This is a genomic window from Paraburkholderia sp. CNPSo 3274, assembly GCF_024206475.1.
Classification (GTDB): Bacteria; Pseudomonadota; Gammaproteobacteria; order Burkholderiales; family Burkholderiaceae; genus Paraburkholderia.
In genome coordinates, this window is sequence record NZ_JAMBPR010000032.1 from 34079 (window position 1) to 59319 (window position 25241).

Here is a 25241-nt window from a genome sequence, read left to right on the forward strand (position 1 = left end):
GCGCTAACCGCGCCCTGAGCCGACCTTGGTGCCGTTCGCACCCCTGGCACTCTCGGGCCCGGCCGCGACATCGGGCGGCACGCCGAGCAACTGGAGCGTGCCGGCCGTCACACCCGAGAACACCGGCCCTGCGACCGTGCCGCCGTAGAACGCCTTGCCCGCCGGATCGTCGATCATGACCGCGACGATCACGCGCGGCGCGCTCATCGGCGCCATGCCGACGAACAGCGCCCGATAGCGGTTCGTCGCGTAGCCCGCGCCGACCTGCTTGCGCGCGGTGCCGGTCTTGCCGCCCACCCGATAGCCTTCCACATTGGCGGCGCGCCCCGTGCCGCCATCGCTCGTCGCCATTTCCAGCATCCTGCGCATGGAGGCGGCCGTGGTCGGTGTCGTGACCGCGCGCTCCGCCGACGCGGATGCACTGCCCCCACCTGGCGCATCGCGCAGCAGCGTGGCCGGATGCAGCGTGCCGTTACCGGCGTAGGCCGTGTAGATCTGCGCCATCTGCAGGAGCGAAGTGGAAAGGCCGTAGCCGTATGCCATCGTCGCCTGTTCGATGGGGCGCCAGCGCGCCCACGGCCGCACGCGGCCAGGCGCCACGCCCGGGAACGTGACGGCGGGCTTCTGCCCGAGTCCGTACTCCTGATACTTGTCCCAGATCGTTTGCGCAGGAAGATTCAGCGCGAGCTTGGCGAGAGCGATGTTGCTCGACTTCTGGATCGCCTCCGCCACGGTCATGCGGCCGTGATTCGAGGTGTCGTGGATCGTCGCGGGACCAATGCGGTACGTGCCCGGCGAGGTGTCGATGATCGTGTTCTCGTTGACCTTGCGCAGGTCCATGGCCAGCGAAACGAGCACGGGCTTGATGGTCGAGCCGGGTTCGAACGTGTCGACCACGGCGCGGTTGCGCAACTGCTTGCCCGTGAGCCTCGTGCGGTCGTTCGGGTCGAACGACGGCCAGTTCGCGAGCGCGAGGATTTCGCCGTTCTGGGCGTCGAGCACGACGACGCTGCCCGCTTCTGCATGATTCTTCGCGACGGCGACCTTGAGCTGCGTGTACGCGAGCTGCTGCACGCGGCGGTCGATGGTGAGCTGCACGGTGTCGCCGTTGCGCGGCTGCACGCGCTCGCTCGGCTCCGAAACGACGCGCCCGAGCCGGTCGCGGATCACCTCGCGCTGGCCCGGCGTGCCGCGCAGCCGCGCGTTCGCGGCAAGCTCCACGCCTTCCTGGCCGGCGTCTTCGATGTCGGTGAAGCCCACCACATGCGCGGCCGATTCGCCTTCGGGGTAATAGCGCTTCGAGTCGGCGATCAGGGTGATGCTGCCCATGCCCATCTCCTCGATATGCTCGGCGGTGTTGGCGTCCACCTGGCGCTTGAGCAGCACGAAGGAGCGGTCGCCGGCAACGCGCCGGTCCAGTTCCGCGAGCGGCATGTCGAGCAGGCGCGCGAGCGGCGCGTGGGCGGCGGCGTCGAGGAGCCTCGGATTCACCCAGACTTCGAAGGTCGCGAGGCTCACCGCCAGCAGCGCACCGTTGCGGTCGACGATGCGCCCGCGCATGGCGTCGAGCTCCAGCGTGCGCTGGTAGCGCTTTTGGCCCTGCTTCACGTAAAAGCCGTGATTGGCGATTTGAATCCAGAACGCACGCCCGGCCAGCGCAGCAAAGGCCGCGAAGGTGACGAAGACGATGAACTTCGAGCGCCACGCAGGCAGGCGCGGCGCAAGCATCGGGTGACGGGTCGCGGCTGCGTGCGGGTCGCGCGGCGGTTTCCTGGAACGGATCATCGGCAAGGCGGGGTGGGAGGCAGAATTACATTGTAAACATGATGTAATTTAATTGAAATGATGCGTGCGCACGGCCGCAAGACAATTGGGCGCGCGTTGCGAGCCGTCGTGCGGCGCGAGCGCTAGAGGGGAGCGGGAGAGGCGCAAAGCGAACCGGGCCGCGAATGCGGCCCGGCGGGAAGACAAGCGAACCGGCGCCGAGCCGGTGTGGCGACAGCGTTACGCGTGCGCGGGCAAGCGGAAGCTCGCGATCGACTCGCGCAGCATGCTCACCTGATCCTTGAGCGAATGGGCGGCGGCGGCGGCCTCTTCAACGAGCGCCGCGTTCTGCTGCGTCACCTGATCCATCTCGCCCACGGCGCGGTTGACCTGCTCGATGCCGGCGCTCTGCTCGCGCGAAGCGTTGCTGATCTCTTCGAGGATCTCGTGCACGCGTCGCACCGACTGCACGATCTCGGTCATCGTCGAGCCTGCGTTGGTCACGAGATGCTGGCCTTCGGTCACGGTGCCGGTCGACTTTTCGATCAGCGCCTTGATCTCCTTGGCGGCGGTGGCGGAGCGCTGCGCGAGGCTGCGCACTTCGGCGGCCACCACCGCGAAGCCGCGTCCCTGTTCACCCGCGCGCGCCGCTTCCACGGCCGCGTTCAAGGCGAGGATATTGGTCTGGAACGCAATGCCGTCGATCACGCCGATGATGTCGCCGATCTGTTGCGAACTCGTCGTGATGTCGCCCATGGTGCGCACCACGTCGTCGACTACGGCGCTGCCGCGCGTCGCGACGTCGGCGGCCTGGCTCGCGAGCGACGCCGCATGCTGGGCGCTATCCGCGTTCTGGCGCACGTTCGCCGTCATCTGATCCATGCTCGACGCGGTCTGCACGAGCGCCGCCGCCTGTTCCTCGGTGCGTTGCGAGAGATCCGTGTTGCCCGCCGCAATCTCGTTCGCACCCACGTTGATGTTTTCCGCGCCGCTGCGCACGCGCGAGACGGTTTGCACGAGCGCCGTCTGCATCGTTGCGAGCGCGCGCATCAGGCTGGTCTCGTTCGTGCCCTGCACCTGCAGGCGCAAGGTGAGATCGCCCTGGGCGATGCGATTGGCCGCATCCACCGCGCCTTCCAGTTCGCCGCCGATGCTGCTGCGCACGCTGCGCACCACGAGCACCATCACGGCGGTGGCGGCGCCGCCCAGCAGGAAGGTCACGCCGAGCCAGCGCAGCAGGCTGTCGTAGAACTCGGCGCGCACGTCGTCCATGTACATGCCCGTCACGATCACCCAGTCCCACGGCACAAAGCGGTGGCCGAAACTCAGCTTGGGAACGGGGTCGCTGTGGCCCGGCTTGGCCCAGAGGTAGTCGAGGAAGCCGCCGTTCGGGCCGTTCGCGACCCTGACGAGCTCGCTGAACACGTGGGTGCCGGCGGGATCGGTGAAATCGGCGAGCATTTTGCCGTCGAGCTCGGGCTTGATCGGATGCATCAGCATGACCGACTGCGAGTTGTTGATGCTCAGGTAGCCATCGGTGCCATAACGGATCGAGCCGATCACGGTGAGCGCCTGCTTCTGGGCGTCCGCTTCGGGCATGACGTTGCGTTGCGAGAGGCCGTAGTAGTAGTTGGCGATGCTCGTCGCTTCGTCGACGAGCGTGGTGAGCTGCGCGCGCCGCTCGCGGATCATCGCTTCGCGGCTTTGCCAGGCGCCAAAGGCGACGATCAACAGCAATCCGATCCAGAGGATCGCGATCATCGAGCGGAGCTTCTTGTTGAGGGTCATGTTCTGCATGGTCGGTCGGGTATTTCAGGGCAGGAGCGGGACGACTGGCGATACGTTGCCGCCAGAGTGTGTTTACGGCCCACGCAAACGTGCGCGAGACCCAGGGGGAACCCTGCTTAGGCAGATTTTCTTCATACAAAACAAAGATCTTTGATCTGGCTCATATGACGCGACGCTGAAACACCTGCGAACGCGCCGACAAAAGCCACAAATTTCACTGTAACTCCATGATTTGCCACTCTCTGCGGTGATCGACTGCGGATAGGAATCATTTCCGTTATAGTCGCGACTTTGCCCCCGGCCGGCCGGACTTCGAGGCCCGCGATGACGCCGGGATGAAGGACCTTTCCCAACGATGCGACGCACACGGCGCAGCCCCCGCTGCCGCCGTCATGACGTCCACTGGAGTAACAAGAATGAACGCACGCGAACCCCTGGTCCCCGCCGCTATGGCCACATCGCGCAGCGCGCGGCTGCGCCAGATGCTGACCAGCAACGAACTCGAATTCCTGATGGAAGCGCACAACGGCCTTTCCGCACGCATTGCGCGCGAGGCGGGCTTCAAGGCGATCTGGGGCTCGGGCCTCTCGATCTCCGCGCAGTTCGGCGTGCGCGACAACAACGAGGCGAGCTGGACCCAGGTGGTCGACAACCTCGAGTTCATGGCCGATGCGAGCGACCTGCCCATCCTGCTCGACGGCGACACCGGCTACGGCAACTTCAACAACGTGCGCCGTCTCGTGCGCAAGCTGGAGCAGCGCGGCATTGCGGGCGTGTGTATCGAAGACAAGCAGTTCCCGAAGACCAACAGCTTCATCAAGGGCGAGGCGCAACCGCTCGCCGACATCGACGAGTTCTGCGGCAAGATCAAGGCCGGTAAGGACTCGCAGACGGACGAGCACTTCTCGATCGTCGCGCGCGTCGAGGCGCTGATCGCGGGCTGGGGCATGGACGAAGCGCTCAAGCGCGCCGAGGCGTATCGCCTGGCCGGCGCGGATGCGATCCTCATCCACAGCAAGCTCTCCAGGCCTGACGAGATCCTCACGTTCGCGCGCGAGTGGGCGGGCCGCGGCCCGCTCGTGATCGTGCCGACCAAGTACTACAGCACGCCGACCGATGTGTTCCGCAAGGCCGGCATCAGCACGGTGATCTGGGCGAACCACCAGATCCGCGCGGCCGTTTCGGCCATGCAGGCCGTGACCAGGACGATTTACGAAACGCAAACGCTCGTCGATGTCGAAGACCGCATTGCTACGGTCAACGAAATTTTCCGTCTGCAAGACGCCGACGAATACTCGGAAGCCGAGGACCGCTACCTTTCGGCTACGTCGCGCGGCGCAGGCTCGGCGATCGTGCTGGCCGCGAGCCGCGGCTCGGGCCTCGACGCCTACACGCAAGACAAGCCCAAGGTCATGCTGCCGGTTGCGGGCAAGCCGCTCCTGCGCTGGCTCGTCGATGCATTCAAGAAGCAGTCGGTCAATGACATCACCGTGGTGGGCGGCTACAAGGCCGAAGCCATCGACACGGCGGGCATCAAGCTCGTGCGCAACGAGCGATTCGCGCAGACGAACGAACTCGCTTCGCTCGCGTGTGCGGTTGGCGCGCTCGATAACGACACGGTGATCTCGTACGGCGACCTGGTGTTCCGCAGCTACATCCTGCGCGATCTCGTGGAAAGCGAAGCGGACGTCAGCGTGGTGGTGGATTCGTCGCCTGAGTCGGAGAACAGCAGCACGCGCGACTTCGCATGGTGCTCGGCCGCCGACGAGCGCGATCTGTTCGGCAACAAGGTATTCCTCGAGCGCGTGGCGAGCGATCCGGCTGCGAACGGCGCGGCCCCGCACGGCCGCTGGATCGGCCTCGTGAACGTGCGCGGCGCAGGCCGCGCGAAGCTCGCGAAGAAGCTCGCGCAACTGCAAACGCGCGCCGACTTCGACACGCTCGACATGCCGGCGCTGCTCAACGCGCTGATCGCGGATGGCGAGAAAATCGAAGTGCAATACGTGCACGGCCACTGGCGCGGCGTGAACGACCTCGAAGACTTCCGTCGGGCTGGAGATTTCGCTCAGGGCGTCTATACGCACGCGCAAACGCCGCTGGGCGCGGAGGGCCAGGCATGATCGAAGCCGCACAGTTTGTCGAAGCGGCGCGCTCGCGTGGCTTCGAGTGGTATGCAGGCGTGCCGTGTTCGTACCTCACGCCGTTCATCAACTACGTGCTGCAGGACGACTCGCTGCACTACGTGAGCGCGGCCAACGAAGGCGACGCGGTCGCGGTCATCGCGGGTGTGGCGCTCGCGGGCAAGCGCGGCATCACGATGATGCAGAATTCGGGCCTCGGCAACGCCGTGAGCCCGCTCACCTCGCTTACGTGGACGTTCCGCCTGCCGCAACTGCTGATCGTGACGTGGCGCGGCCAGCCGGGCGTGTCCGACGAGCCGCAGCATGCGCTGATGGGCCCGGTCACGCCGCAGATGCTGGAAACGATGGAAATTCCGTGGGAGACGTTCCCCACGGAAGCCGGCCAGATTGCGGCGGCGCTCGATCGGGCCGTCAAGCACATGGACGAAACGGGCCGCCCGTACGCGCTCGTCATGCAGAAGGGCAGCGTGGCGCCGTACGAACTCACGGGCGGCGGCGCGATGCCGGCAAAGCACGCGCTGAGCGTCGCGCAGGCCAAATGGACCGGACGGACTCCTGATCAACTGCCTTCGCGCCAGCAGGCGCTCGAGCGCGTGATCGCCGCGACGCCTGCCGAGTCGACGGTGGTCGTCGCCTCGACGGGTTTCTGCGGCCGCGAACTCTACGCGCTCGACGACCGCTCGAACCAGCTCTACATGGTGGGCTCGATGGGCTGCGTCACGCCGTTCGCGCTCGGCCTCGCGCTTGCGCGGCCCGACCTGAACGTGGTCGCGCTCGATGGCGACGGCGCGGCGCTCATGCGCATGGGCGTGTTCGCCACGCTCGGCGCCTATGGCCCCGCGAACCTCACACACGTGCTGCTCGACAACGGCGCGCACGATTCGACGGGTGGCCAGGCCACCGTGTCGGGACAGGTGTCGTTCGCGAACGTGGCCGCCGCGTGCGGTTACGCCGACGCCGTGGAAGGCGACGATCTCGCCATGCTTGACAGCGTGCTCGCCGCCGCGCGCGAACGCGCGAAGAGCACGTCGGGCGTCGAAGGCACACGCTTCGTACGCTTGACGATTCGCCGCGGCACGCCCGATGGCCTGCCGCGCCCGACGATCACGCCGCCCGATGTCAAGACGCGCCTCATGCGCCACATCGGCGCGCTCGCTCAATAAGGAACTACCGATGCTGCTGCTCAATCCCGGCCCGGTCACGCTCACCGAACGCGTGCGCCAGAGCCTCCTCCAGGAAGACCTGTGCCATCGCGAAAGCGAGTTCTTCGACGTGCAGGAAGAGGCGCGCACGCGTCTCGTGGGCGTCTACGATCTCGACCCCGCGCAATGGCAGGCCGTGCTCATGACGGGCTCCGGCACGGCTGCGGTCGAAAGCATGATCTCGACGCTCGTGCCCTCGAACGGCAAGCTGCTGATCGTCGAGAATGGCGTGTATGGCGAGCGCATCAGCGCGATCGCGAAGCAGTATGGCATTGCGAACGAGGTCGTAAAACACGACTGGATGCAGGCGCCGGACCTCGCACGCATCACGGCCGCGCTCGACGCCGACAAAGCGATCACGCACGTCGCGGTCATTCATCACGAAACGACCACGGGCCGCCTGAACGATCTGCGCGCACTGGGCGAAGCGTGCCGCGAGCGCGACGTGCAGCTACTCGTGGACGGCGTGAGCAGCTTCGGTTCCGAAGCGATCGACTTCGGCGACACGAGCATCGCGGCGGTGGCGGCTACGGCGAACAAGTGCCTGCACGGCGTGCCGGGCGCGGCCTTCGTGGTGGTGCGCCGCGCCGCGCTCGCGCAAGCGCATAGCCGCACGTACTATCTCGACCTCAAGCGTCTTGCCACGCTGCAGGATCAGCGCAATACGCCCTTTACGCCTTCCGTGCACGCGTATTACGCCCTCGTCGAGGCGCTGCGCGAACTCGCCGACGAAGGCGGCTGGCAGGCGCGTCACGCTCGCTATGCGGCGCTTTCCGAGCAGGTGCGCGCAGGGCTCGCCGCGCGCGGCATGGAGAGCGTGCTGCCGAAGGACGAATCGTCGGTGGTGCTGCGCGCGTTCCGCTTGCCCGCAGGCGTCGAATATCTGTTGCTGCATGACGCGCTCAAGGCGCGCGGCTTCGTGATCTACGCGGGGCAGGGCGGCTTGTCGGCGGAGCTGTTCCGCATTTCGACGATGGGCGACATTCATGCCGCCGACGTCGAGCGCTTGCTTGCGGCGTTCGATGAAGTGAAGCGTTAAAGGCGTATTTCGAAAGCGATTAGCGGGCGGCTTCGGCCGCCCGTTTGCTTTTTTGGCTGCGCTTCAATATCCCGTGAGCACCGCAAACGCAAGGGTCGCCGAAGACAGCACGAGCAGCACGAGAAAGAGCGGCAGAATGAAGCGTATCCACTCGCCAAAGCCCACGCGCCCCGTGGCGAGATACGCGAGCAGCATGCCGGAGGTGGGCGTGACCAGGTTCGTGAGGCCGCCGCCCAGCACGAATGCGAGCACCGAGGTCTGGCCGCTCACGCCGGAAAGCTGTGCGATAGGCCCGATGATCGGCATACTCACCGCGGCCTTGCCCGAGACCGAAGGAATGAACACGTCGAGCAGCATCTGCACGGCCATGAGTCCGTTGGCGACCCACACGCTGGAGCGACCGTGCGCGAGGCGCGTGAAGTAGTCGATTAGCGTGTCGAGCACGAAGCTGTTCTGGAGGATCAATTCGACCGATGCCGCAAGCCCGATCAGGAGACCCGCGAGCACCATGCCCTTCATGCCGTCGACGAAGGCCTCGGACGCGCTGCGCGAATCGAGCCGCCCCACGAGCGCTGTCACGATGCTGATCGCCACGTAGAACGCGGATAGCTCGATGTTCCCCCACTTCAGTTCGCGCGTGCCGAACACGAGTGCGGCGGCCGCAATGGCGAGGATGACGAGCGTTGCCTTGTGGCGGCGCGAGAGCGGCGTGGGCGTATGCAGCGCCTCGGTGGCGGCGTCGCGCCGATAGCCGCTGCGGCGCACATATAGCAGCAGATACGCGATGCCGATCGTCAGAAACACCACGAACACGCCAAGCCGCAACGCCAGCCCGCTGAAGAGCGGCACGCCGACGATGGGCTGCGCCACTGCGAGCGAAAGCGGATTCGTGACCGACGCGATATAGCCAATCTTCGCGGCAATCGCGACGAGCGCCACCGCGAACAGATTCGAGAGGCCGAGCCGTTTTGCGAGCAGCATCACCATCGGAATAATGACGAGGTACTCCGAGATAAATCCGAGCATGGTGCTGCCAAGCCCGATCAGGATCATGAGCAGCGGCGCGAGCACGTAGACGTTGCCGGCGGTGAGCTGGAGCAGGCGGTCGATGCCGGCGTCTACTACGCCCGTGCGCTTCATGACGCCGAACATGCCGCCCACGAACATCACCATGACGATGAGCGGCGCGTTCTTGATGAGCCCGTTCGGTATGGCGACGAACACCGAGACAAGGCTCGCGGGCGCCGCATGGTCCGGCGTGCTCTTCGTCACTGCCGGCGCGACGAGCGTGGCGAGGTCGCTGCTTTTCGGCACCACATGGTAGGTGCCCGGAATCACGAGCTTGTCGTGGCGCTCGAAGCGGCCCGCGTCGACGAACCAGGTCATCGCCAATGCGGCGGCGAGCACCCAGAGCATCATGACGACAGGGTGCAGCATCTTGCCGTGCGGCCTGGTTTCCTGTTTCGCGCCTTCTGCGGGCGGCGTGTCGTCACGCGGGGAAGAGGGCGGAGCGGCGATCATGATCAGGAATCCTCTATGCGTGCTCGGCGGAAAGCGCCGCCGCGCGTGCGCCCGTATAGCCGAGTTCGGCGGAGATCGCATCGGCGCAGGCCTGAAGGCGTTCGAGGTAGTCGGGAATCTCGGCGCGGCCAATGCGCATTTCCGGCCCCGAAATGGCGATGGCCGCGACCGTCGCGCCCGACATATCACGCACCGGAGCGGAGATCGCCACCGCGCCGGCCGTCACTTCGCCGAGACTCACGGCGTAGCCCTTGCGCGCGATCGCATCGAGTTCCTCCACGAGCGCGATCAGGTCCGGCGCCTCGGGCATCTTCTTCATGCGCGCGAGATAGTCGGTGCGCACGGCACCGGGTGCGAACGCGAGCAGCACCTTGCCCGAAGCGCCGTGGTTGATCGACCGGCGGTTGCCCACCGCGCCTACGGCGCGCACCTGGTGCGTGGTCTCGCAACGCGCGACGCAAACCGTCTCGAGGCCCTCGCGCACGCGCAGCACGATCGTCTCGTTGATGGCCTGGTTGAGCGCGAGCATGTGGCGCGACGCCGAGCGTACGAGTGTGTTCTGCTGCGTGGCTGCCACGCCGAGCACGAAGGCTTGCGGACCGAGCGCGTAGGTGGCGGTTTGCGCGTCCTGCACGACATAGCGGTGCAGCTCCAGCGTGCAGAGCATGCGATAGGTGCGCGATTTGTTGATGCCCAACTGCGTGGACAGCTCCGTTACGCCAAGGCCGGGATGCTCGGCCACATAACTGAGCAGTTTGAGCGCGTTGTCGACGGCATCGACGATGTAGGTCATGGCCAGGCTCACTTTGCGTTGAGTTGCGCACGCACCCAGTTGGCGAGGGCGTCGGCGAAGGCGTCGAGGTCGCGCTTGAGCGCGTCGAAACCCACATGCTTCGAAAACGCGGCCTCATCCATGTAGAGCGCGCGGTTCAGTTCGATCTGGATGCTGTGGCGGTTGCGCGCCGGATCGCTCACGGCGCGCAACAGGTCGCCGCCCTGGTACGGCTCGTTGATCTGCACGCGATAGCCGGCAGCCGCAAAGTGATCGGCGACCCATTGCGTGAATGCCGGATCCGATGTCGTGCCGCGCCGGTCGCTGATGACGAAATCGGGGCGCGCCTCGCCCGAGTCGACGTTCATTTCGTTGCCGCGCGATTTCATGGAGTGACAGTCCACGTGCCACAGCGCGCCGTGCTGCGCGTAGGCCGCTTCGGCCGCCTGGGCGAGCGCCGCGCGATAGGGGCGGTAATACGCGTCGATGCGGTGCCGGACTTCGGCAATCGGCAGCCTGCGATCATAGAGCGGCACGCCGGGGAGCGCGTAGCGGCGGATCAGGCCCATACCCCGCTGCGTGTACGGTTCGGGCGCGAGCGGCTCGGGCCAGGGCTCGGCGAGCAGTTCGGCGTCGATGTCGGTGATGGCGCGGTTCGGGTCGATATAGGCGCGCGGAAATCGTGCGCCGATCAGCACGCCGCCGCGCGCGGGGACGCCGTCCCACAGTTCGTCGATGAACGCGTCCCACGACGTGAGGATCGCCTCGCGCGGCGCGACGGTGCCGAAGTCGTCCGGCAGAGTGATCCCGCTATGCGGGGAGTCGAACACGATCGGCAGCGGCGCAGCCTGTGCCGCAACGGTGAAGCAGGGCGCGTGTTCGTCTGTCTGGGAGGAAAGTGGGCTGGTATTCGTCATCGGTAGTCAGTCGCTCGCCGCATGTTTTAATGAATAAAACAGCGTTTTAATTTCAAGAGACAGCGTAGCGCGCGATATCAACCGGGCCGATTGGGGTTTCCCCTGGAATGGCACCGTAAAAATGGCGCGTTGAACCAGCTGTAAAGGGTTGCAGCGTTTTTGACGGACGCCGCGACGACCCACATCGTGTCGCAGGTTTTTGACAGATTCTTGACGGGATGGAAAGCTAGCCCGAATAATAAATAATACGCTGTTTTAAACAATAAAACAAGCGGACGATGAAACGAGTCATCGCCAACGGGGAGCGCAAGCGGGTAGCCGTTGCTCTGCGCTGCGCAGCAATGCCGCTTCATCAGGACTGCAAAAAGATAGATCGCACCTTGCGGCGCGCATCTGGAGATCAACGTCAATTCACGGCACATCGAATGCCAGAAGGAGAAAAACGCATGTTTCAAGCATCCCGGCGCACCCTCACACTCGTCATCGGCGGTCTCGGTCTCGCGGCCTCGCACGCTAACGGGCAGTCGAGCGTCACGCTTTACGGCATCGCCGACGGTGGCTTCACCTACACGAGCAACCAGGGCGGCAAGTCGAACTTCCAGGCGACGGCCGGCAGCGAGCAGGGCTCACGCTGGGGCCTTCTCGGCAGCGAGGATCTGGGCGGCGGCAATCGCGCGATCTTCCGCCTCGAGAACGGCTTCAACCTGCAGACCGGCACCGCGAGCGCGAACGGACGCATCTTCGGCCGCCAGGCGTGGGTGGGACTTGCGAGCGACCGCTGGGGCTCGCTCACGTTCGGCCGCCAGTACAACGCGGCGCAGGACTCGCTCGAACCGCTGCAAATGGCCGTGGAGACGTCGCAGTACGGTACGCACCCGTTCGACACCGACGACCTGAACAACACGTTCCGCACCGACAACTCCGTCAAGTACGTCACGCCCAATTTCCACGGCCTGACGATCAACTCGATGTACGGCTTCAGCAACAACGCGGGCGACTTCGCGACGAACCGCTCGTGGAGCGTGGGCGCGAGCTACGCGGGCGGGCCGCTGCAGCTCGGCGCGGCGTACGTGCAGCTCGATCATCCGGCCACGGACACGACCGGTGCGATTCCTTCGGACAACTACTTCACATTCCTGAAGGGCATTACGCAACAGCGCATTTGGGGCGCGGGCGGTGTGTACAGCTTCGGCAAACTCGGCGTGGGTGCGATGTACACGAACGTCGCGTTCGAGCTGACGCCGCAAAGCCAGTACCAGCACTATCAGAACGCGGAAGTCAGCCTGCGCTATGCGATCACGCCGTCCATTCATGCTGCGATCGGCGAAACCTGGACGGGCGTGAATGCGAACGGCCAGAAGGATAGCTGGCACTACTGGCAAACGACCAGCGCGCTGCAGTACTTCCTCTCGAAGCGCACGGACGTCTATCTCGACCTCATCTATCAGCGCGCGACGAATGCCGTGGCGCAGATCGAAGGGACATCGGGCGCATCGAGCAACGGCAATCAGTTCCTCGCGGTGACGGGCATCCGCCACAAGTTCTGATTGTCTGACCCGGGCGGTCAGTTCGCGGCGCGCTCGCGCGTGCCGATCGTGCTCGCCGCCTTCGCCTGCTTCGCGGGCTTGCGCCGCGCACGCGCCTTCTTTAGCCAGATGAGCACGCCGGTCACGCTGAGCATGGCGACGACAATGCCGGTAAAGCTGATGGCGATGCGTCCCGGCAATCCGGCGATGCGTCCCGAATGCAACGGAAACTGCGCCTGAATGAAGATGTCGCCTGCGCTGCCTTGGCCCGGAATCTGCCTGCCGAGCACCTGTCCCGTGCGCGCGTTCATGATGAGCCACGCATTGCCGAGGCCCGCGTCGCCGTGATCCTTGCCCGCCGCGTAGTAGCCCACCCCATACACGCCCGATGTGGGCAGTCGGAAGAGTCCGCCCGGCGGCGCCGTGATGCCTTCGCGGCGGCCCATATCGGCGGCTTCGGCCACGATGCGTTCACGCGCGGCCGTTGCTTCGGCGGGCGTGAGCGCGGGGCCCGGCGCGATGATGCGGAACGGGTCCGCCGCGAGCGTCGAGAACACCGACATCACGGGGCGCACGACCTGCGCGCCGAGGTTCATCGAAATCGATGTCACGGCCACTACGATCAGGAGTCCCCAGAGCCATACACCGCCCGAGCGATGCAGATCGAACGTGAGCGCATAACCGCCGCGCTTCACGCGAAAGGCGAGCGACTTGCGCCAGCTTTTCAGGCTCGGGAATGCGAGCACGATCGCGATGAAGCCGTCGAGAAGCCATACGATTCCCACCACGCCCATCGTCCACACGCCGAAGTCGATGCCCATCTTCGTTGGCATGAACAGCGTGTAGTGGAGCTGGTAGAGGAAGGGGATCAGGTTCTGGCGCGCAAGCGATGCCTTGCCCCACATGCGGCGGCCTTGCTCCTCGCCCGTTACGGGGTCGAGTGCCACCTGGTTGAAGTCGAGCGCATAGGGCGCGTGGCGTTCGGGGTTCAGGCGCGGCGCCACCTGCGCAATCCAGGTATGGCCGGGCTCGACGGATAGCGGCATGAAGGTCACGACCGCGTGCGGTTCTCCGGCCTCGAGACGCTTCGCGAGTTCGAGCGCGGGCAGCGGCGTGCCCGGCGTCGCGCTACGGAAGAACGATGGGTTGAGCAGCGCGTCGAGTTCGTGGTCCCATGCGATCACCGCGCCGGTGAGTCCGGCGAGGAACAGGAAGGCCGCGGTGCCAAGACCGAACCAGCGGTGGAGGCGGACCAGCAACGGTCTCATGCGAAACCTCGGCTCGCCGGCCGGCGTGCGGGGGCGAACGCGATCACGATTGGGCTCACGGCAATCTTGGGAAATACTGCAAATAGGAATCGTTTGCATTCTACGGATCGACCGTCGAAGGCGCAAGCTTTGCGAAAGGCGGGGATTTGGGGGCGGAAGAAGTGCGGAGCGCGCAGGAACGGCCGCGGCGCGTGCGAACCGTCGTCGCGAGCGCCGCTACGGCCGTGAGACACGATGCCCGGCCGTTGCGACCGGGCGTGCGATCACACGGGGTCCTTGTCCGGCGGCCCCTCGGGCTGCTGCGGTTCGTCTTTGTGATGGCCCGGTGCCGGCGGGGTGAGCGGGTCGCGTTCGGGGTCCCGCGTCGGATCGGCGAGTGGATCGGGAAGCGGATTCGTGTGCGAACAGATCATCGCGAGGTCCTCTTGCGCTAAAGCGTGTGGACGTGTGGTGCGCGTCAGCTTATAGCCTAGGCGATCGATTGCATGTCTGGCACTCGCAATTGAACAATCGCGGCACGTAGGTGCGGGGGAATCAAAGCCCGTTGAGGTCGGCCGGCGTGTCGACGTCGCGCAGAATGCCGGGGTCGTCGACTTCGATGCGCGTAAGCGGGTGCGTACTCAGCAGGGCGCGTGCGCCCGCGTCGCCATCGAGCGCGACGAGCGCCGCGCGATGCGGGTAGCCGAAGCCCACCGGATGCCCGCGCTGCCCACGATAGAACGGCGCGACGAGCGGTGCCCCGCCGTCCAGCGCGCGCGCCACGGCTTCGATCGATTCGACGGCGATGCAGGGCATGTCGGCGAGCGCGACGATCCAGCTTTCCGCTTCATGATCGGTTTCCACGCCGGCAGCGAGGCTCGCGCCCATGCCGCGCGCGGCGTCGGGCGCGAACACCACGTCGCAGCCCGCGTCGTTGAGCACATGCGCGAGCGTTTCCGCCCCGGGACGTACCACGGCGATCACTTTGGGTACGACGCGCAACAGCCGTTGCGCGGACTCGCGCGCGACGCACGTGCCTTCTGGAAGTGGAGCGAGGAGCTTGTTGCGCAGTCCGTTGGGGTCGAAGCGCGAACCGGTGCCGGCGGCGAGCAACACGCCGGTGGCGAACGAAGCATAGGCCATGGGTGTGGAACGCCCGCGAAGAGGGTGAGCACTGATTGTGCGGCGCAAGCGCGCATGAGGCAAGCCCCGCGCGCGGCATTTGCCTGGCTTTCTCCTGCATTTACCGATCGCTCATGCACTATGCGGGTGCAGGCCCTGCATTGCAGGCCGCACAGTGCCGATCATGCAAGCGAATTCATCTGCGGAACGACTTTGTCGAGCGTGATCGGCAAATCGCGCACTCGCACGCCAGTGGCGTGATAAACGGCGTTCGCAATGGCCGCCGGCACGCCGGTAATGCCGATCTCGCCGATGCCGCGCACGCCAAGCGGATTGAAGTGCAGATCCGGCTCGCCGACAAACAGCACGTCCAGCTCGCCGATGTCTGCATTCACGGGCACGTGATATTCGGCGAGATTGTTGTTCGCAATGCGGCCCATGCGCGTGTCGAAGAGGCCCTCTTCGTGCAGGGCTGTACCCACGCCCCACACCATGCCGCCCATCAACTGGCTGCGCGCCGTTTTTTCGTTGAGCACGCGTCCCACGTCGTACGCGCCGACGATGTGCGCTACCCGTATCGTTCCGGTATCGGCATCGACGTGCACTTCGGCGAACACCGCGCCGAATGAGTGAAACGCATACTGTTGCTTCTCCGCGCCAGGCTTCGTCGCGACCTGCGCCTCGACCGGCTGGCCGCCCGCGCGTGCGATGACGGCGGCGGCCGGATCGCGGCGCGAGCTGTCGCTGCGGCTCACGACCCAGCCGTCCTGCACGGTCACGTCGTCGGCGGCGAGTCCGTAGACGGGCGAGCCGCGATCGGCGCGCGCGAGCGCGATGAGCTTGTCGCGCACGGCTGTGCACGCGGCCTGCACGGCGGGCGAGACACTCGCCGCCGACTGCGAGCCGCCCGAAACCGGCGCGCTCGGCAGGGTCGAATCGCCCAGCGCGAAGCGGATGCGATCGGGCGGGAAGCCGAGCGCGTCGGCGGCCACCTGGGTCATGACTGTGTAGGTGCCGGTGCCGATCTCCTGAGTGCCTGACGCGACCATCGCGTTGCCGTCGGGCAGGATGCGCGCCACGGCGGCGGCTTCGCTGCGATTCGCGGGATAGGTCGTGCTCGCCATGCCAAGGCCGATGAGCGTGTTGCCGTTGCGCATGGCGCGCGGCGTGGCGATGCGCCGCGACCAGTTGAAGCGTTGCGCGGCCGCCTCATAACATTGGCGCAGCGCCTTCGACGACCACGGCTTGCCGTCCTGCGGCTCGCTTTCTGCGTAGTTCTTCAGGCGCAGCGCAACCGGGTCCATCTTCAGTTGCCACGCCAGCTCGTCCATGGCCGATTCGAGCGCGAACGAGCCCGTGGTTTCACCGGGCGCGCGCATGAAAGTCGGTGTGCCGACATTCAGGGGTACGACACGATGGCTCGTGCTGCAATTGGGCACCGCATACATCATGCGCGTGACGAGGCCGCACATCTCGAGCCAGTCTTCGAACGTGGACGTGTGGGCGAGCGTGTCGTGGCGCAGGCCCGTGAGCGTGCCGTCCGCGCGTGCGGCGAGCGAGAGATGCTGCTCCGTGTGCGGGCGCGAGCCGACCGGCCCGAACATCTGCGGACGCGCGAGCGCGAGTCGCACGGGGCGTCCCGTCTGCTTCGCGGCCATCGCGCACAGGCTCACATGCGACCACGACGACCCCTTGCAGCCGAAGCCGCCGCCGAGAAACGGCGAGATCACGCGCACGTTGTCCGGCGCGATGCCGAACACGGCCGCCACCGCGTTGCGCGCGCCGCTCACGCCTTGGGTGGCGTCGTAGAGCGTGAGGTCCGGGCCGTCCCAGCGCGCCATCGTCGCATGCGGTTCCATCGGGTTGTGGAACTGCGTGGGCGTCGTGTAGACGGCCTCGAATCGCACCGCGCCTTCGTGCAACCCGGCTTCGACGTTGCCGCGCGTCGATTCGACCGGGCGGCCCATCGGGCTTGGCGGCGCGTGCGCGTCGCCTTTCGCACGGTTGAAGTCCAGTGTGGCTTGCGTCGGCGCGTAGGCGATGTTGATGTGACGCGCGGCATCCGTGGCGTGTTCCAGCGTATCGGCCACCACGACCGCAACCGGCTCGTTGTTGTAGCGCACGACGTTGTCCTGCAGCAGCGTGAGGTGCCGCCCCGCCGGCGGTTTGAGCGGCGAGCGCCCGCCGTTGGGCAGCCGCATCGCGGTCTGGTACGTCATGACCAGCAGCACGCCGGGCATCGACTGCACGCGGTTCGTGTCGATCGAGGTGATGGTGCCGCTCGCAATCGTGCTGGTGACGAGCACGGCATGGGCGAGTCGCGTTTCGGGGAAATCGCTCGCGTAGAGCGCGCCGCCCGTGACCTTGAGCATGCCGTCGATGCGGTCCATCGGTTGTCCGGTCAGCGCGCTCATGCGAAATCTCCGGTGCTTTTACCTTGCGTGCCGGCGGCGGCGAGCATGGTCGAGCGGACGATCGCGCGTTGCGCGAGCCCGACCTTGAACGCATTGCCACTCAGCGGCTTTGCCTGCGCGAGTTCCGCCGCAGCGGCCTCGCGTAGCGTCGACTCGTCGAGCGTTTTTCCCGCGAGATGCTGCTCTGCCACGCTCGCGCGCCAGGGCCGATGCGCAACGCCGCCCAGCGCGATGCGCGCCGTGCGGATGCGGTGGCCGTCGAGTTGCAACGCGCTCGCTACGGAGACGAGCGCGAATGCATAGCTCGCGCGGTCGCGCACCTTGAGGTAGTGCGCGTGCTCGCTGAACAACGGTGGCGGCAAGTCGACCGAGGTGATCAGTTCACCTGACTGAAGTGTCGTGTCGAGATCGGGCCGGTCGCCGGGCAGGCGATGAAATGACGCGAACGGAATCGAGCGTGCGCCGCGCGGCCCGCTCACCTGCACGGTGGCGTCGAGGGCCGCGAGCGCGACGCTCATATCGGACGGATTGACGGCCACGCATTGTGCGCTTGCACCGAGGATCGCATGCATGCGGTTGAAGCCGTCAATCGCCGCACAGCCGCTGCCTGGCGCGCGCTTGTTGCATTGAGTGAACGCGGTGTCGTAAAAGTACGGGCAGCGTGTGCGTTGCATGAGATTGCCGCCCACGGTCGCCATGTTGCGAAGTTGCGGCGAAGCGCCAGCGAGCAGCGCCTGCGAGAGCAGCGGGTAACGCGTGCGTACGAGTGCGTGATTGGCCGCGTCGCTGTTGCGCACGAGTGCGCCGATGCGCAGGCCGCCGTTGGGCAGCGTTTCGACTTGATCGAGCGCCTCGATGCGCGTGATGTCGATGAGCGTCACCGGATGCGCGACGCCGCCTTTCATGAGATCGAGCAGATTCGTGCCGCCGCCGATGAACATCGCACCGGGACGCTGCGCAGCGGCAATCGCGCCGTTTACGTCGGCCGCGCGCTGGTAGGAGATGGCATCCATTGCTGTGCCTCCGTACTCAGACGCTGGCCGTGTGCGCGTCGCGCACGGCGGCCACGATGTTGACATAGGCGCCGCAGCGGCAGATGTTGCCGCTCATGCGCTCGCGTATTTCGGCATCGCTCAGTTGCGCGGGGCGTGTGCGCACGTCGGGCGTGGCGGCGCTCGCTGCGCCTGCTGCGAATTCGCTCAGGCATGCCGTTGCCGAACACAACTGGCCCGGCGTACAGAAGCCGCACTGGAAGGCGTCGTGCTCGATAAAGGCACGCTGCACAGGACTCAACGTGGCCGCGCTGGCGAGCCCTTCGACCGTGGTGATGCGCTGCCCTTCGTGCATCACCGCGAGCGTGAGGCAACTATTGATGCGCCGTCCTTCGACGAGCACTGTGCATGCGCCGCACTGCCCGCGATCGCAGCCCTTCTTCGTGCCGGTGAGGCCCGCATAGTCGCGCAGCGCATCGAGCAGCGTGACGCGCGGTTCGATATGCAGCGCGTATTCGCGGCCGTTGATGTCGAGCCTGACCGGTTGCGCAGGTGCGGGCGGCGGCGCCTCAGTTGGGGCGGCGGCTGGCGGCGCATTCTGCGCATGCAGATGAGGCGTCGCGCTCAACGCGGCAGCGGCGGCGGCCGATTGCAGGAAGCGGCGGCGCGTGACGTCGGCGGGCGGGCGCGAGGGGGAAGCTTGGGAGGCGTCGTCGCAATCGCACGGCGCATCGAGGGGACGTTCGTTGGACATGGCGATCAGCGGACTCCAGGATGAAGACGGAACGTAAAGAACGTAAACCGGGACTTCAAGCGCTGGCCGCGCGTAGTTACGCAGGGCTTCGTCGCGCAGCGGGGCGCCTCTTTCGTGAAGCAATTCCGATGCCGCGGGGGCTCGGCCAGGCATTGCAGAACTGCAAATTGCACTTCTCGAACACGAAAGTAAAGCGCTTACGCGTGAATTTTTCGCTGCATAGTGCTTGATGGCGCAACACTGTCGCATGCCTGACGCCAGCCCGGCGCGAAGCTGGCGCAGTGGACAGAAACGCAATGCTGCAGGAGGAAAAAGCGGATTGAAAGATCGCGCGGCGAGCTGTTTGGCGCGATACTACGCGCGGTCTTCCTGAAGGTAACGATGCACGAAGGCGATCGCCATGCTGCCTTCGCCAACGGCCGAGGCCACGCGCTTGACCGGGCTCAGCCGCACGTCGCCGCAGGCAAAGATGCCAGGTACGCTCGATTCGAGCAGATAAGGATCGCGCCTGTGCGACCAGCACCCGGCTTTCACGGCATCGTTGCCGGTCAGCACGTAACCGCGTTTGTCGCAGGCGATCTCCGGCGGCAGCCAGCCCGTCTCCGCGTCTGCGCCAATGAACACGAACAGGCCACCGCATTCGCGGCGGCTCACGTTTTCGCTGACCGTATTGAGCACGTCGATGGCGTCGAGATGCGTCTCGCCGTACACGCCGACCACTTCCGAATTCAGTTCAATGCGGACGTTCGTTTTCCCCCCCAACTGCTCGACGAGATAGCGCGACATCTTGTTCTCGAGCGATTCGCCGCGCACGATGAGCGTCACGGCGCGCGCATGATTCGCGAAGTACAGCGCCGCCTGCCCCGAAGAATTGCCGCCGCCGATCAGATATACGTCGAGTCCGTGCGTGCCGCTTGCCTCGCTGCGCGCCGCACCGTAATAGATGCCTTTGCCGATGAAGCGGTCGAAGCCTTCGATCGCAAGACGCCGCCAGGTGACGCCCGTCGCGAGAATGAGCGTGTGCGCGCGCACCACGTCGCCGCCGTCGAGATGGACTTCGCGCGCGGCGGTATCGACGCGCGCAACAGCGCGCGTGACGAGGATCTCCGCGCCGAGTCGTCGTGCCTGCTGCAACGCGCGGCTCGCCAGTTCGTCGCCGGAAATGCCGCCTGGAAAGCCCAGATAATTTTCGATGCGGGAAGAGGTGCCGGCCTGGCCACCCGGTGCTTCACGCTCGACCACAATGGTACGGAGTCCTTCTGACGCGCCATAGACAGCAGCTGCAAGGCCGGCCGGCCCGCCGCCGATGATCAGCGTGTCGTATTCCGCGAGACGCGGCTGGGTTTGCAGCCCCAGGCGCTCCGCCAGGTCGCGCGTCGCGGGGCGGCTCAGCAGGGTGCCATCGGCGAGGCGCAAGGCGGGGCAGTGCTGTTCCTCGGGGCAGGGGCCGTTCCAGCGTGTTTTGAGTTCGGGCGCGTCGGGCGTCATCCAATCGCAGCTGATCTGGTTGCGCGCGAGAAACTGGCGCAGGTTCGCGCAGGTCGGGTCCCAGCGCGCGCCAACGAGCGTGACACGTGTTTTCGGCGGCTCCGCGGAAAGGCCCTGCAAGCCGCCTATGCGCTCGCGGGCGAGCGCGCCCATACGCGTGGCAACGTCGGACGAGGCGGCGGCGAGCGCGTAGTAGTGTTGTGCGTCCACGCGCATGACGCGCGAAGGAATGGCTGCGCGGTATGCGCCGGGAAACGGCGAGCTGAGCGCGAGCGGCACCTCGCCGAAGATCGTGCCGGGCAAGCGCCATCCAAGCGTGCGCTCGATGCCGTCGAACAGCTTGACGACCTCCATCTTGCCGGACAGCACGGCGTAGAGTGCGCGCTCGCCGCCTTCGTGCACGGCGTACTCACCGGGGCTCAGGTGCAGGTCCGCGGAGGTTTGGGCGAGACGTTCGAGTTCGGCGTCGGGGAGCGTGGAGAAAAGCGGGACCGCGCGGATTTCGTCTGGGGTGAGCATGGCTTCGCAACGTAGCGGGAAAGCAGGAAACGACGAACGGGACAGCGGCGCGGGAACGTGCTTTCGTGTTGCGGCGTGGCCGCTTTTTTGACATCTCATGCAGTATAGGCGGCGCGCAGGCAGACATTCGCCGAATCAATCGACTGATGAATTGGGTGTGGCCATCATTCGAGAGGATCGCTAACCATGCTACCTGTGCTTAGCGCAGCCACGGCCTCGCGTAGCCACACGAGCGCCGGATCCGCATGATTGCGCGGATGCCATGCCGCATGCATCGAAAAGCCGCGTGCCTCGAACGGCAGCTCGAACAGGTCCACGCAGTCCTGGTAGCGTGCGATGAGCCGGTAAGGCAGCGTCGCCACGTAGTCCGTGCGCGCGAGCACCTCGGGCACGAGCGTGAAGTGCTGCACTGAGTGCGCCACGCGGCGGCGTCGGCCTAGCGCTTCCAGATGTTCGTCCATGAAGCCGAAGAAGCTCGCGCCGCTGGTCGAAACGAGCACGTGCTCGAGCGCGCAATAGCTGTCCAGGTCGAACGTGGCCGCGCCGCGCGGGTGCCCTTTGCGTTGCGCCACGACGAAGCGTTCGTCGTAGAGCTTCCTGGCCTTGAGCGTTGGCGGCACCTGCTGCGCGGAGCCGAGCAGCAAATCGATTTCGCCGCGCTCGAAGCGCTCCGCGAGCGAACCGGATTCAATCGCGATGAACGCCAGCTGCAGCCCAGGCCCGGCCAGACGCGGCCACTCGATCATCAGAGGCAGGCCGAGCACGGCCACGCACTGGTCGCTCGCGGCGACCACAAAGCGCCGCGTGCCCGTGAGCGGATCGAAGGCGGGCTCGCGGCGCACCACCGTTTCGAGCGTCCGGAGCGCCGCATGCAGCGGCGCCATCAGTTCGAGCGCGCGTGCCGTGGGCGTCATGCCGCGGCCATTGGCGGCGGGAATGAGCAGCGGGTCGTCGAAGAGCTGGCGCAGCCGCGCGAGCTGCGCCGAAACGGCCGGCTGCGTGAGATTCAGGCGCGCGGCGGCGCGCGTCACGTTCGACTCGGCGAGCAAGGCGTCCAGCGACACGAGCAGATTCAGGTCGATGCCAGAGAGATCAATCACGGTGATAGGTGGAATGTCGGCGATTGATTTCAAGAATACGTGTCGCTCGCCTAGAGTTCAATCCGTCAGATGAACCGTGAAAGCCCTTTCCATCAGGAGAAGCCATGAAAGCCTGGATGCTCGATCAACCCGGCCACCCGCTCGCGCTGCGCGACGTGCCGCAACCCGAACCGCGCCGCGGCGCGTTGCTGGTGGGCGTGGAGGCCGTGCCGCTGTTGAGCTATACGCGCCAGTATGTGCAAGGCAAGCTGCCCTACGGCTACCCGCAGGGGCCGTTTTCACCGGGGACCAACGGCATAGGCCGGGTGCTTGCGGTCGGCGAAGGTGTGTATGGCTATCGCGTAGGCCAGCGCGTGGCGCTGAGCCCCTACTGGATCGCCGACGAGGCGCTGCGCGAGCCCGCCCAGGCGCTGCTCGGGCTTACGGCGATCAGCCCGGACAGCGCGCCCATGCTCGGCGATTTTCCGCACGGCACGCTGCGCGAGGCCGTCGAGTTTCCGGCCTCGACGGTGTTCCCGCTCGATGGCCTCGATCACCTGCCCTCGGCGCAGCTCGCGGCGCTCGGCAAGCTCGTGGTGCCGTTCGGCGGCCTGCGGCGCGGCCGGCTCGCGGCAGGCGAAACCGTGGTGGTGAACGGTGCCGCTGGCGCGTTCGGCTCGGCGGCCGTACTCGATGCGCTCGCACTCGGCGCCGGCCGTGTGGTGGCGCTCGGGCGGCGCGCGGCGGCGCTGGCGCCGCTCGCGAAGCTCGGTGGCGCTCGCGTGGTCACCGTCGCGCTCAGCGGCGAGATGGCGCGCGACGTGGAGGCGATCCGCGCGGCCGCGGAAGGCGGCGCCGATCTCGCCTTCGACATGGTGGGCCACGCCACCGACCCGGGCGCTACGCTTGCCGCGCTGCGCAGCCTGCGCCGCAACGGCCGCATGATGCTGATGGGCAGCATGGAGGTGGAGTTGCCAATCAAGTACGGGGAGATGCTGCTCAACAACTGGGAGCTGATGGGCCACTTCATGTACAGCGGTGCGGACTACCGTGCGCTGATCGCGCTCGTGCGGTCCGGGCAACTGCCGCTCGACGCGATCGAAGTTCAGCGTCATGCGTTCGATGCGCTGGAGACCGCGATCGACGCGGCGGAAAAGGCGCAAGGGCTGACCTGCGTGACGGTTTGCACGTCGTAAGGCGTTTGAGCACTCCATAAACAAATCGGCCCGCAAGCGCGACTGACGCTTGCGGGCCGATTACGTTGTGAGCGCAACGAGGCTCAGTCGATGCCGTGGAACACGGCGTCGTCCGGGCCGAGGTACGCGGGCGCACGCCACACCGCGTCACGCATCGAGTGCTGCACGAGATTTTCCACGCCCAGCAGCACCGCGAAAATCGCCATGCGCACCGGAATGCCATTATCGGTCTGGCGGAAGATCGCGAGGCGCGGGTCGTGGTTCAGATCGGTCGAGAGATCGTTGGCGCCCGGGCGGCTGTCGCGCGGCAGCGGGTGCATCACGAGCGTTTCAGCGCTGCAGCACTCGTCCATCAGCGCCTGGTTGATCTGGAATTCGGGCGTGTAGCCTTCGAACGACTCGTCGGCGAAGCGCTCCTTCTGGATGCGCGTGGCGTACACCACATCCGCGCCGCGCAGGCCTGCGCGCAGGTCGTGCGTCTGCTCGACCACGTGGCCGTTGGTCGAGATCTTGTCGACGATGTACGCCGGCATTTCGAGCTGCGGCGGCGAAATGAGCGTGAACTTGATGCCGCGATACAGCGCGAGCAGCTTGACGAGCGAGTGCACCGTGCGGCCGTACTTGAGGTCGCCCACGAGCGCGATATGCGCGCCGTCGACGATCTTGCCGAGGCGCGAGAACTCGCGCTGGATCGTGTAGAGGTCGAGCAGCGCCTGGCTCGGGTGCTCGCCGGGACCGTCGCCGCCGTTGATCACGGGGATGTTCACGGCGCGCGCGAATTCGGCCACCGAGCCTTGATCAGGATGCCGAATCACCATCGCATCCACGTAGCCGGCCATCACGCGGCTCGTGTCGTAGATCGATTCGCCCTTGGCCATCGAGGAGAACGTGAAGCCGGTCGTGTCGCACACGGAACCGCCCAGGCGGCAGAACGCGGCGCCGAAGCTCACGCGCGTGCGCGTGCTGGCTTCGAAGAACAGGTTGCCGAGCACCGCGCCTTCGAGCACGCGCGAGATTTTCCGGCGGCGCGCGACGGGCTGCATGATGTCGGCCACGCGGAACAGGGCTTCGACGGACTCACGCGAAAACTGGTCGACGGACAGCAGTTGCGGCTTGCCCTCGAACTGCATCTGGCTGGCGAGCGAACGCGAATCTACGCTTTGCGTATAGACTTCGCGCGGCTCGCCGTTGCCGACGATTTCCGAAACGAAGCGCTCGACGATCTCCGGCATGGCGCGCGATTCCTGCGACTCCTCGGGCAGCAGCCATGTGTCGAGCGCACGACGCGACACGCCGATGCGGCTCGCAAATGCGTCGCGGGTCATGTTCAGACGCCGCATGGCGTCACGAAGGAAGGCTTGTTGCGGAACGCTCATGCTGGCACCCATGATTTCTGGTTAATGTACGCGGTGCGTATATTAGTTCGGCGGCGCGAGAAGTCAAGTTCTTTTGTCGGACGTGCACTCGAGAGGCCCTTCCGCACGGGTGAGCGCGTACCGCGCGCAGCACGCCGCCTGCTGGCGCGCGCCCGTAAGTGCGCGATCTCGTTTACACTGCGCGACATGCTACGTAACCCGCTCCGCCACGATCTGCAGAATGTCACCGCCGCCACGCGCGCGGTGTCGCCGCTCGCGCAGGTCGCTTCGGTGTGGGTGAAAGCCAAAGCCAAAAAACAGCCGCTCATCTGACCGGAGTCTGCTGTTCCGTCAGATGTGCGACGGAACAGCCAGTCGAAGGCGCCCTGCCTTCCGCCTCACTCC

Annotated in this window: 20 protein-coding genes; 6 read left to right on the plus strand and 14 right to left on the minus strand. The window is 66.1% G+C overall.

The features are described 5' to 3' along the window. Positions 1-3: 3 nt before the first annotated feature. The gene (locus M3I54_RS22040) at positions 4-1785 is read right to left on the minus strand and encodes a penicillin-binding protein 2 (protein WP_254339772.1); all 1782 of its coding nucleotides are present in this window, start codon (positions 1783-1785) and stop codon (positions 4-6) included. 219 nt (positions 1786-2004) lie between these two features. Then, complete coding sequence (locus tag M3I54_RS22045; protein WP_254339880.1) at positions 2005-3552, minus strand: methyl-accepting chemotaxis protein; 1548 nt, start codon at positions 3550-3552, stop codon at positions 2005-2007. Between the two features lie 416 nt (positions 3553-3968). On the opposite strand from M3I54_RS22045, the gene aepX reads away from it, so the two are divergent. Genes aepX through M3I54_RS22060 form a run of 3 tightly spaced genes read left to right on the plus strand, consistent with a single transcriptional unit; the run spans position 3969 to position 7934 of the window. Next, the gene (gene aepX, locus M3I54_RS22050; RefSeq protein WP_254339773.1) at positions 3969-5672 is read left to right on the plus strand and encodes a phosphoenolpyruvate mutase; all 1704 of its coding nucleotides are present in this window, start codon (positions 3969-3971) and stop codon (positions 5670-5672) included. Further along, entirely contained in the window at positions 5669-6856 is a 1188-nt protein-coding gene (aepY, locus tag M3I54_RS22055; protein ID WP_254339774.1) for a phosphonopyruvate decarboxylase, read from the plus strand. Before aepX ends, aepY begins: the two co-directional genes overlap by 4 nt. 10 nt (positions 6857-6866) lie before the next feature. Further along, positions 6867-7934 carry a 2-aminoethylphosphonate aminotransferase gene (locus M3I54_RS22060; RefSeq protein WP_254339775.1) on the plus strand — a complete coding sequence of 356 codons (1068 nt, stop codon included), beginning with the start codon at positions 6867-6869 and terminating at the stop codon, positions 7932-7934. 63 nt (positions 7935-7997) lie between these two features. On the opposite strand, the gene M3I54_RS22065 is transcribed toward M3I54_RS22060, so the two are convergent. From M3I54_RS22065 to M3I54_RS22075, 3 genes are read right to left on the minus strand one after another with little or no spacing between them, the layout of a single operon-like run. Next, positions 7998-9455, minus strand: a complete 1458-nt coding sequence (locus M3I54_RS22065) for a YfcC family protein (protein ID WP_254339777.1) — start codon at positions 9453-9455, stop codon at positions 7998-8000. Between the two features lie 13 nt (positions 9456-9468). Next, positions 9469-10248 (minus strand): IclR family transcriptional regulator, encoded by a 780-nt coding sequence (locus M3I54_RS22070; RefSeq protein ID WP_254339779.1) that lies wholly within the window; start codon positions 10246-10248, stop codon positions 9469-9471. Between the two features lie 8 nt (positions 10249-10256). Continuing rightward, on the minus strand, positions 10257-11144 hold the full coding sequence (locus tag M3I54_RS22075) for an N-formylglutamate amidohydrolase (RefSeq protein ID WP_254339781.1): 888 nt from the start codon (positions 11142-11144) through the stop codon (positions 10257-10259). A gap of 446 nt (positions 11145-11590) precedes the next feature. Here M3I54_RS22075 and M3I54_RS22080 point away from each other — a divergent pair, with 446 nt between their 5' ends. Then, positions 11591-12691: a porin gene (locus tag M3I54_RS22080; protein ID WP_254339783.1), complete on the plus strand. Its 1101-nt coding sequence runs from the start codon at positions 11591-11593 to the stop codon at positions 12689-12691. Positions 12692-12708: 17 nt separating this feature from the next. On the opposite strand, the gene M3I54_RS22085 is transcribed toward M3I54_RS22080, so the two are convergent. The 8 genes from M3I54_RS22085 to M3I54_RS22120 form a co-directional block, all read right to left on the minus strand. Then, positions 12709-13938: a PepSY domain-containing protein gene (locus M3I54_RS22085; protein ID WP_254339785.1), complete on the minus strand. Its 1230-nt coding sequence runs from the start codon at positions 13936-13938 to the stop codon at positions 12709-12711. Between the two features lie 263 nt (positions 13939-14201). Beyond that, on the minus strand, positions 14202-14351 hold the full coding sequence (locus M3I54_RS22090) for a hypothetical protein (RefSeq protein WP_176732810.1): 150 nt from the start codon (positions 14349-14351) through the stop codon (positions 14202-14204). 121 nt (positions 14352-14472) lie between these two features. Then, positions 14473-15060 (minus strand): NTP transferase domain-containing protein, encoded by a 588-nt coding sequence (locus M3I54_RS22095; protein WP_254339787.1) that lies wholly within the window; start codon positions 15058-15060, stop codon positions 14473-14475. Positions 15061-15221: 161 nt separating this feature from the next. Next, the gene (locus M3I54_RS22100; RefSeq protein ID WP_254339789.1) at positions 15222-17453 is read right to left on the minus strand and encodes a xanthine dehydrogenase family protein molybdopterin-binding subunit; all 2232 of its coding nucleotides are present in this window, start codon (positions 17451-17453) and stop codon (positions 15222-15224) included. After that, positions 17450-18466: a xanthine dehydrogenase family protein subunit M gene (locus tag M3I54_RS22105; protein ID WP_254339791.1), complete on the minus strand. Its 1017-nt coding sequence runs from the start codon at positions 18464-18466 to the stop codon at positions 17450-17452. Before M3I54_RS22105 ends, M3I54_RS22100 begins: the two co-directional genes overlap by 4 nt. A gap of 16 nt (positions 18467-18482) precedes the next feature. Next, a complete protein-coding gene (locus M3I54_RS22110; protein ID WP_254339792.1) occupies positions 18483-19199 on the minus strand; it encodes a (2Fe-2S)-binding protein in 717 nt (238 codons plus the stop codon). A gap of 354 nt (positions 19200-19553) precedes the next feature. Further along, positions 19554-21206: a cyclic nucleotide-binding domain-containing thioredoxin-disulfide reductase gene (locus tag M3I54_RS22115; RefSeq protein WP_254339794.1), complete on the minus strand. Its 1653-nt coding sequence runs from the start codon at positions 21204-21206 to the stop codon at positions 19554-19556. Positions 21207-21370: 164 nt separating this feature from the next. Then, on the minus strand, positions 21371-22339 hold the full coding sequence (locus M3I54_RS22120) for a LysR family transcriptional regulator (protein WP_254339796.1): 969 nt from the start codon (positions 22337-22339) through the stop codon (positions 21371-21373). A 71-nt stretch (positions 22340-22410) separates the two neighbouring features. Between M3I54_RS22120 and M3I54_RS22125 the strand changes: the two genes are divergently transcribed. Further along, the gene (locus M3I54_RS22125) at positions 22411-23481 is read left to right on the plus strand and encodes a zinc-binding dehydrogenase (protein WP_254339798.1); all 1071 of its coding nucleotides are present in this window, start codon (positions 22411-22413) and stop codon (positions 23479-23481) included. A gap of 83 nt (positions 23482-23564) precedes the next feature. Here the strand turns inward: M3I54_RS22125 and M3I54_RS22130 are convergent, their stop codons facing one another. Further along, positions 23565-24857 carry an aspartate carbamoyltransferase gene (locus tag M3I54_RS22130; protein WP_254339800.1) on the minus strand — a complete coding sequence of 431 codons (1293 nt, stop codon included), beginning with the start codon at positions 24855-24857 and terminating at the stop codon, positions 23565-23567. On the opposite strand from M3I54_RS22130, the gene M3I54_RS22135 reads away from it, so the two are divergent. Then, complete coding sequence (locus tag M3I54_RS22135) at positions 24843-25169, plus strand: hypothetical protein (RefSeq protein ID WP_254339808.1); 327 nt, start codon at positions 24843-24845, stop codon at positions 25167-25169. The genes M3I54_RS22130 and M3I54_RS22135 overlap by 15 nt on opposite strands. The last annotated feature ends 72 nt before the right edge of the window (positions 25170-25241 follow it).

Excerpts from the sequence above, each read along its gene's own strand:
- M3I54_RS22080 (WP_254339783.1), top strand. The coding sequence starts at position 11,591 with ATGTTTCAAGCATCCCGGCGCACCCTCACACTCGTCATCGGCGGTCTC.
- M3I54_RS22075 (WP_254339781.1), bottom strand. The coding sequence starts at position 11,144 with ATGACGAATACCAGCCCACTTTCCTCCCAGACAGACGAACACGCGCCC.
- M3I54_RS22100 (WP_254339789.1), bottom strand. The coding sequence starts at position 17,453 with ATGAGCGCGCTGACCGGACAACCGATGGACCGCATCGACGGCATGCTC.
- M3I54_RS22095 (WP_254339787.1), bottom strand. The coding sequence starts at position 15,060 with ATGGCCTATGCTTCGTTCGCCACCGGCGTGTTGCTCGCCGCCGGCACC.
- M3I54_RS22085 (WP_254339785.1), bottom strand. The coding sequence starts at position 13,938 with ATGAGACCGTTGCTGGTCCGCCTCCACCGCTGGTTCGGTCTTGGCACC.
- M3I54_RS22125 (WP_254339798.1), top strand. The coding sequence starts at position 22,411 with ATGAAAGCCTGGATGCTCGATCAACCCGGCCACCCGCTCGCGCTGCGC.
- M3I54_RS22090 (WP_176732810.1), bottom strand. The coding sequence starts at position 14,351 with ATGATCTGTTCGCACACGAATCCGCTTCCCGATCCACTCGCCGATCCG.
- aepX (WP_254339773.1), top strand. The coding sequence starts at position 3,969 with ATGAACGCACGCGAACCCCTGGTCCCCGCCGCTATGGCCACATCGCGC.
- M3I54_RS22070 (WP_254339779.1), bottom strand. The coding sequence starts at position 10,248 with ATGACCTACATCGTCGATGCCGTCGACAACGCGCTCAAACTGCTCAGT.
- M3I54_RS22060 (WP_254339775.1), top strand. The coding sequence starts at position 6,867 with ATGCTGCTGCTCAATCCCGGCCCGGTCACGCTCACCGAACGCGTGCGC.
- M3I54_RS22115 (WP_254339794.1), bottom strand. The coding sequence starts at position 21,206 with ATGCTCACCCCAGACGAAATCCGCGCGGTCCCGCTTTTCTCCACGCTC.
- M3I54_RS22045 (WP_254339880.1), bottom strand. The coding sequence starts at position 3,552 with ATGACCCTCAACAAGAAGCTCCGCTCGATGATCGCGATCCTCTGGATC.
- M3I54_RS22040 (WP_254339772.1), bottom strand. The coding sequence starts at position 1,785 with ATGATCCGTTCCAGGAAACCGCCGCGCGACCCGCACGCAGCCGCGACC.
- aepY (WP_254339774.1), top strand. The coding sequence starts at position 5,669 with ATGATCGAAGCCGCACAGTTTGTCGAAGCGGCGCGCTCGCGTGGCTTC.
- M3I54_RS22130 (WP_254339800.1), bottom strand. The coding sequence starts at position 24,857 with ATGAGCGTTCCGCAACAAGCCTTCCTTCGTGACGCCATGCGGCGTCTG.
- M3I54_RS22065 (WP_254339777.1), bottom strand. The coding sequence starts at position 9,455 with ATGATCGCCGCTCCGCCCTCTTCCCCGCGTGACGACACGCCGCCCGCA.
- M3I54_RS22105 (WP_254339791.1), bottom strand. The coding sequence starts at position 18,466 with ATGGATGCCATCTCCTACCAGCGCGCGGCCGACGTAAACGGCGCGATT.
- M3I54_RS22110 (WP_254339792.1), bottom strand. The coding sequence starts at position 19,199 with ATGTCCAACGAACGTCCCCTCGATGCGCCGTGCGATTGCGACGACGCC.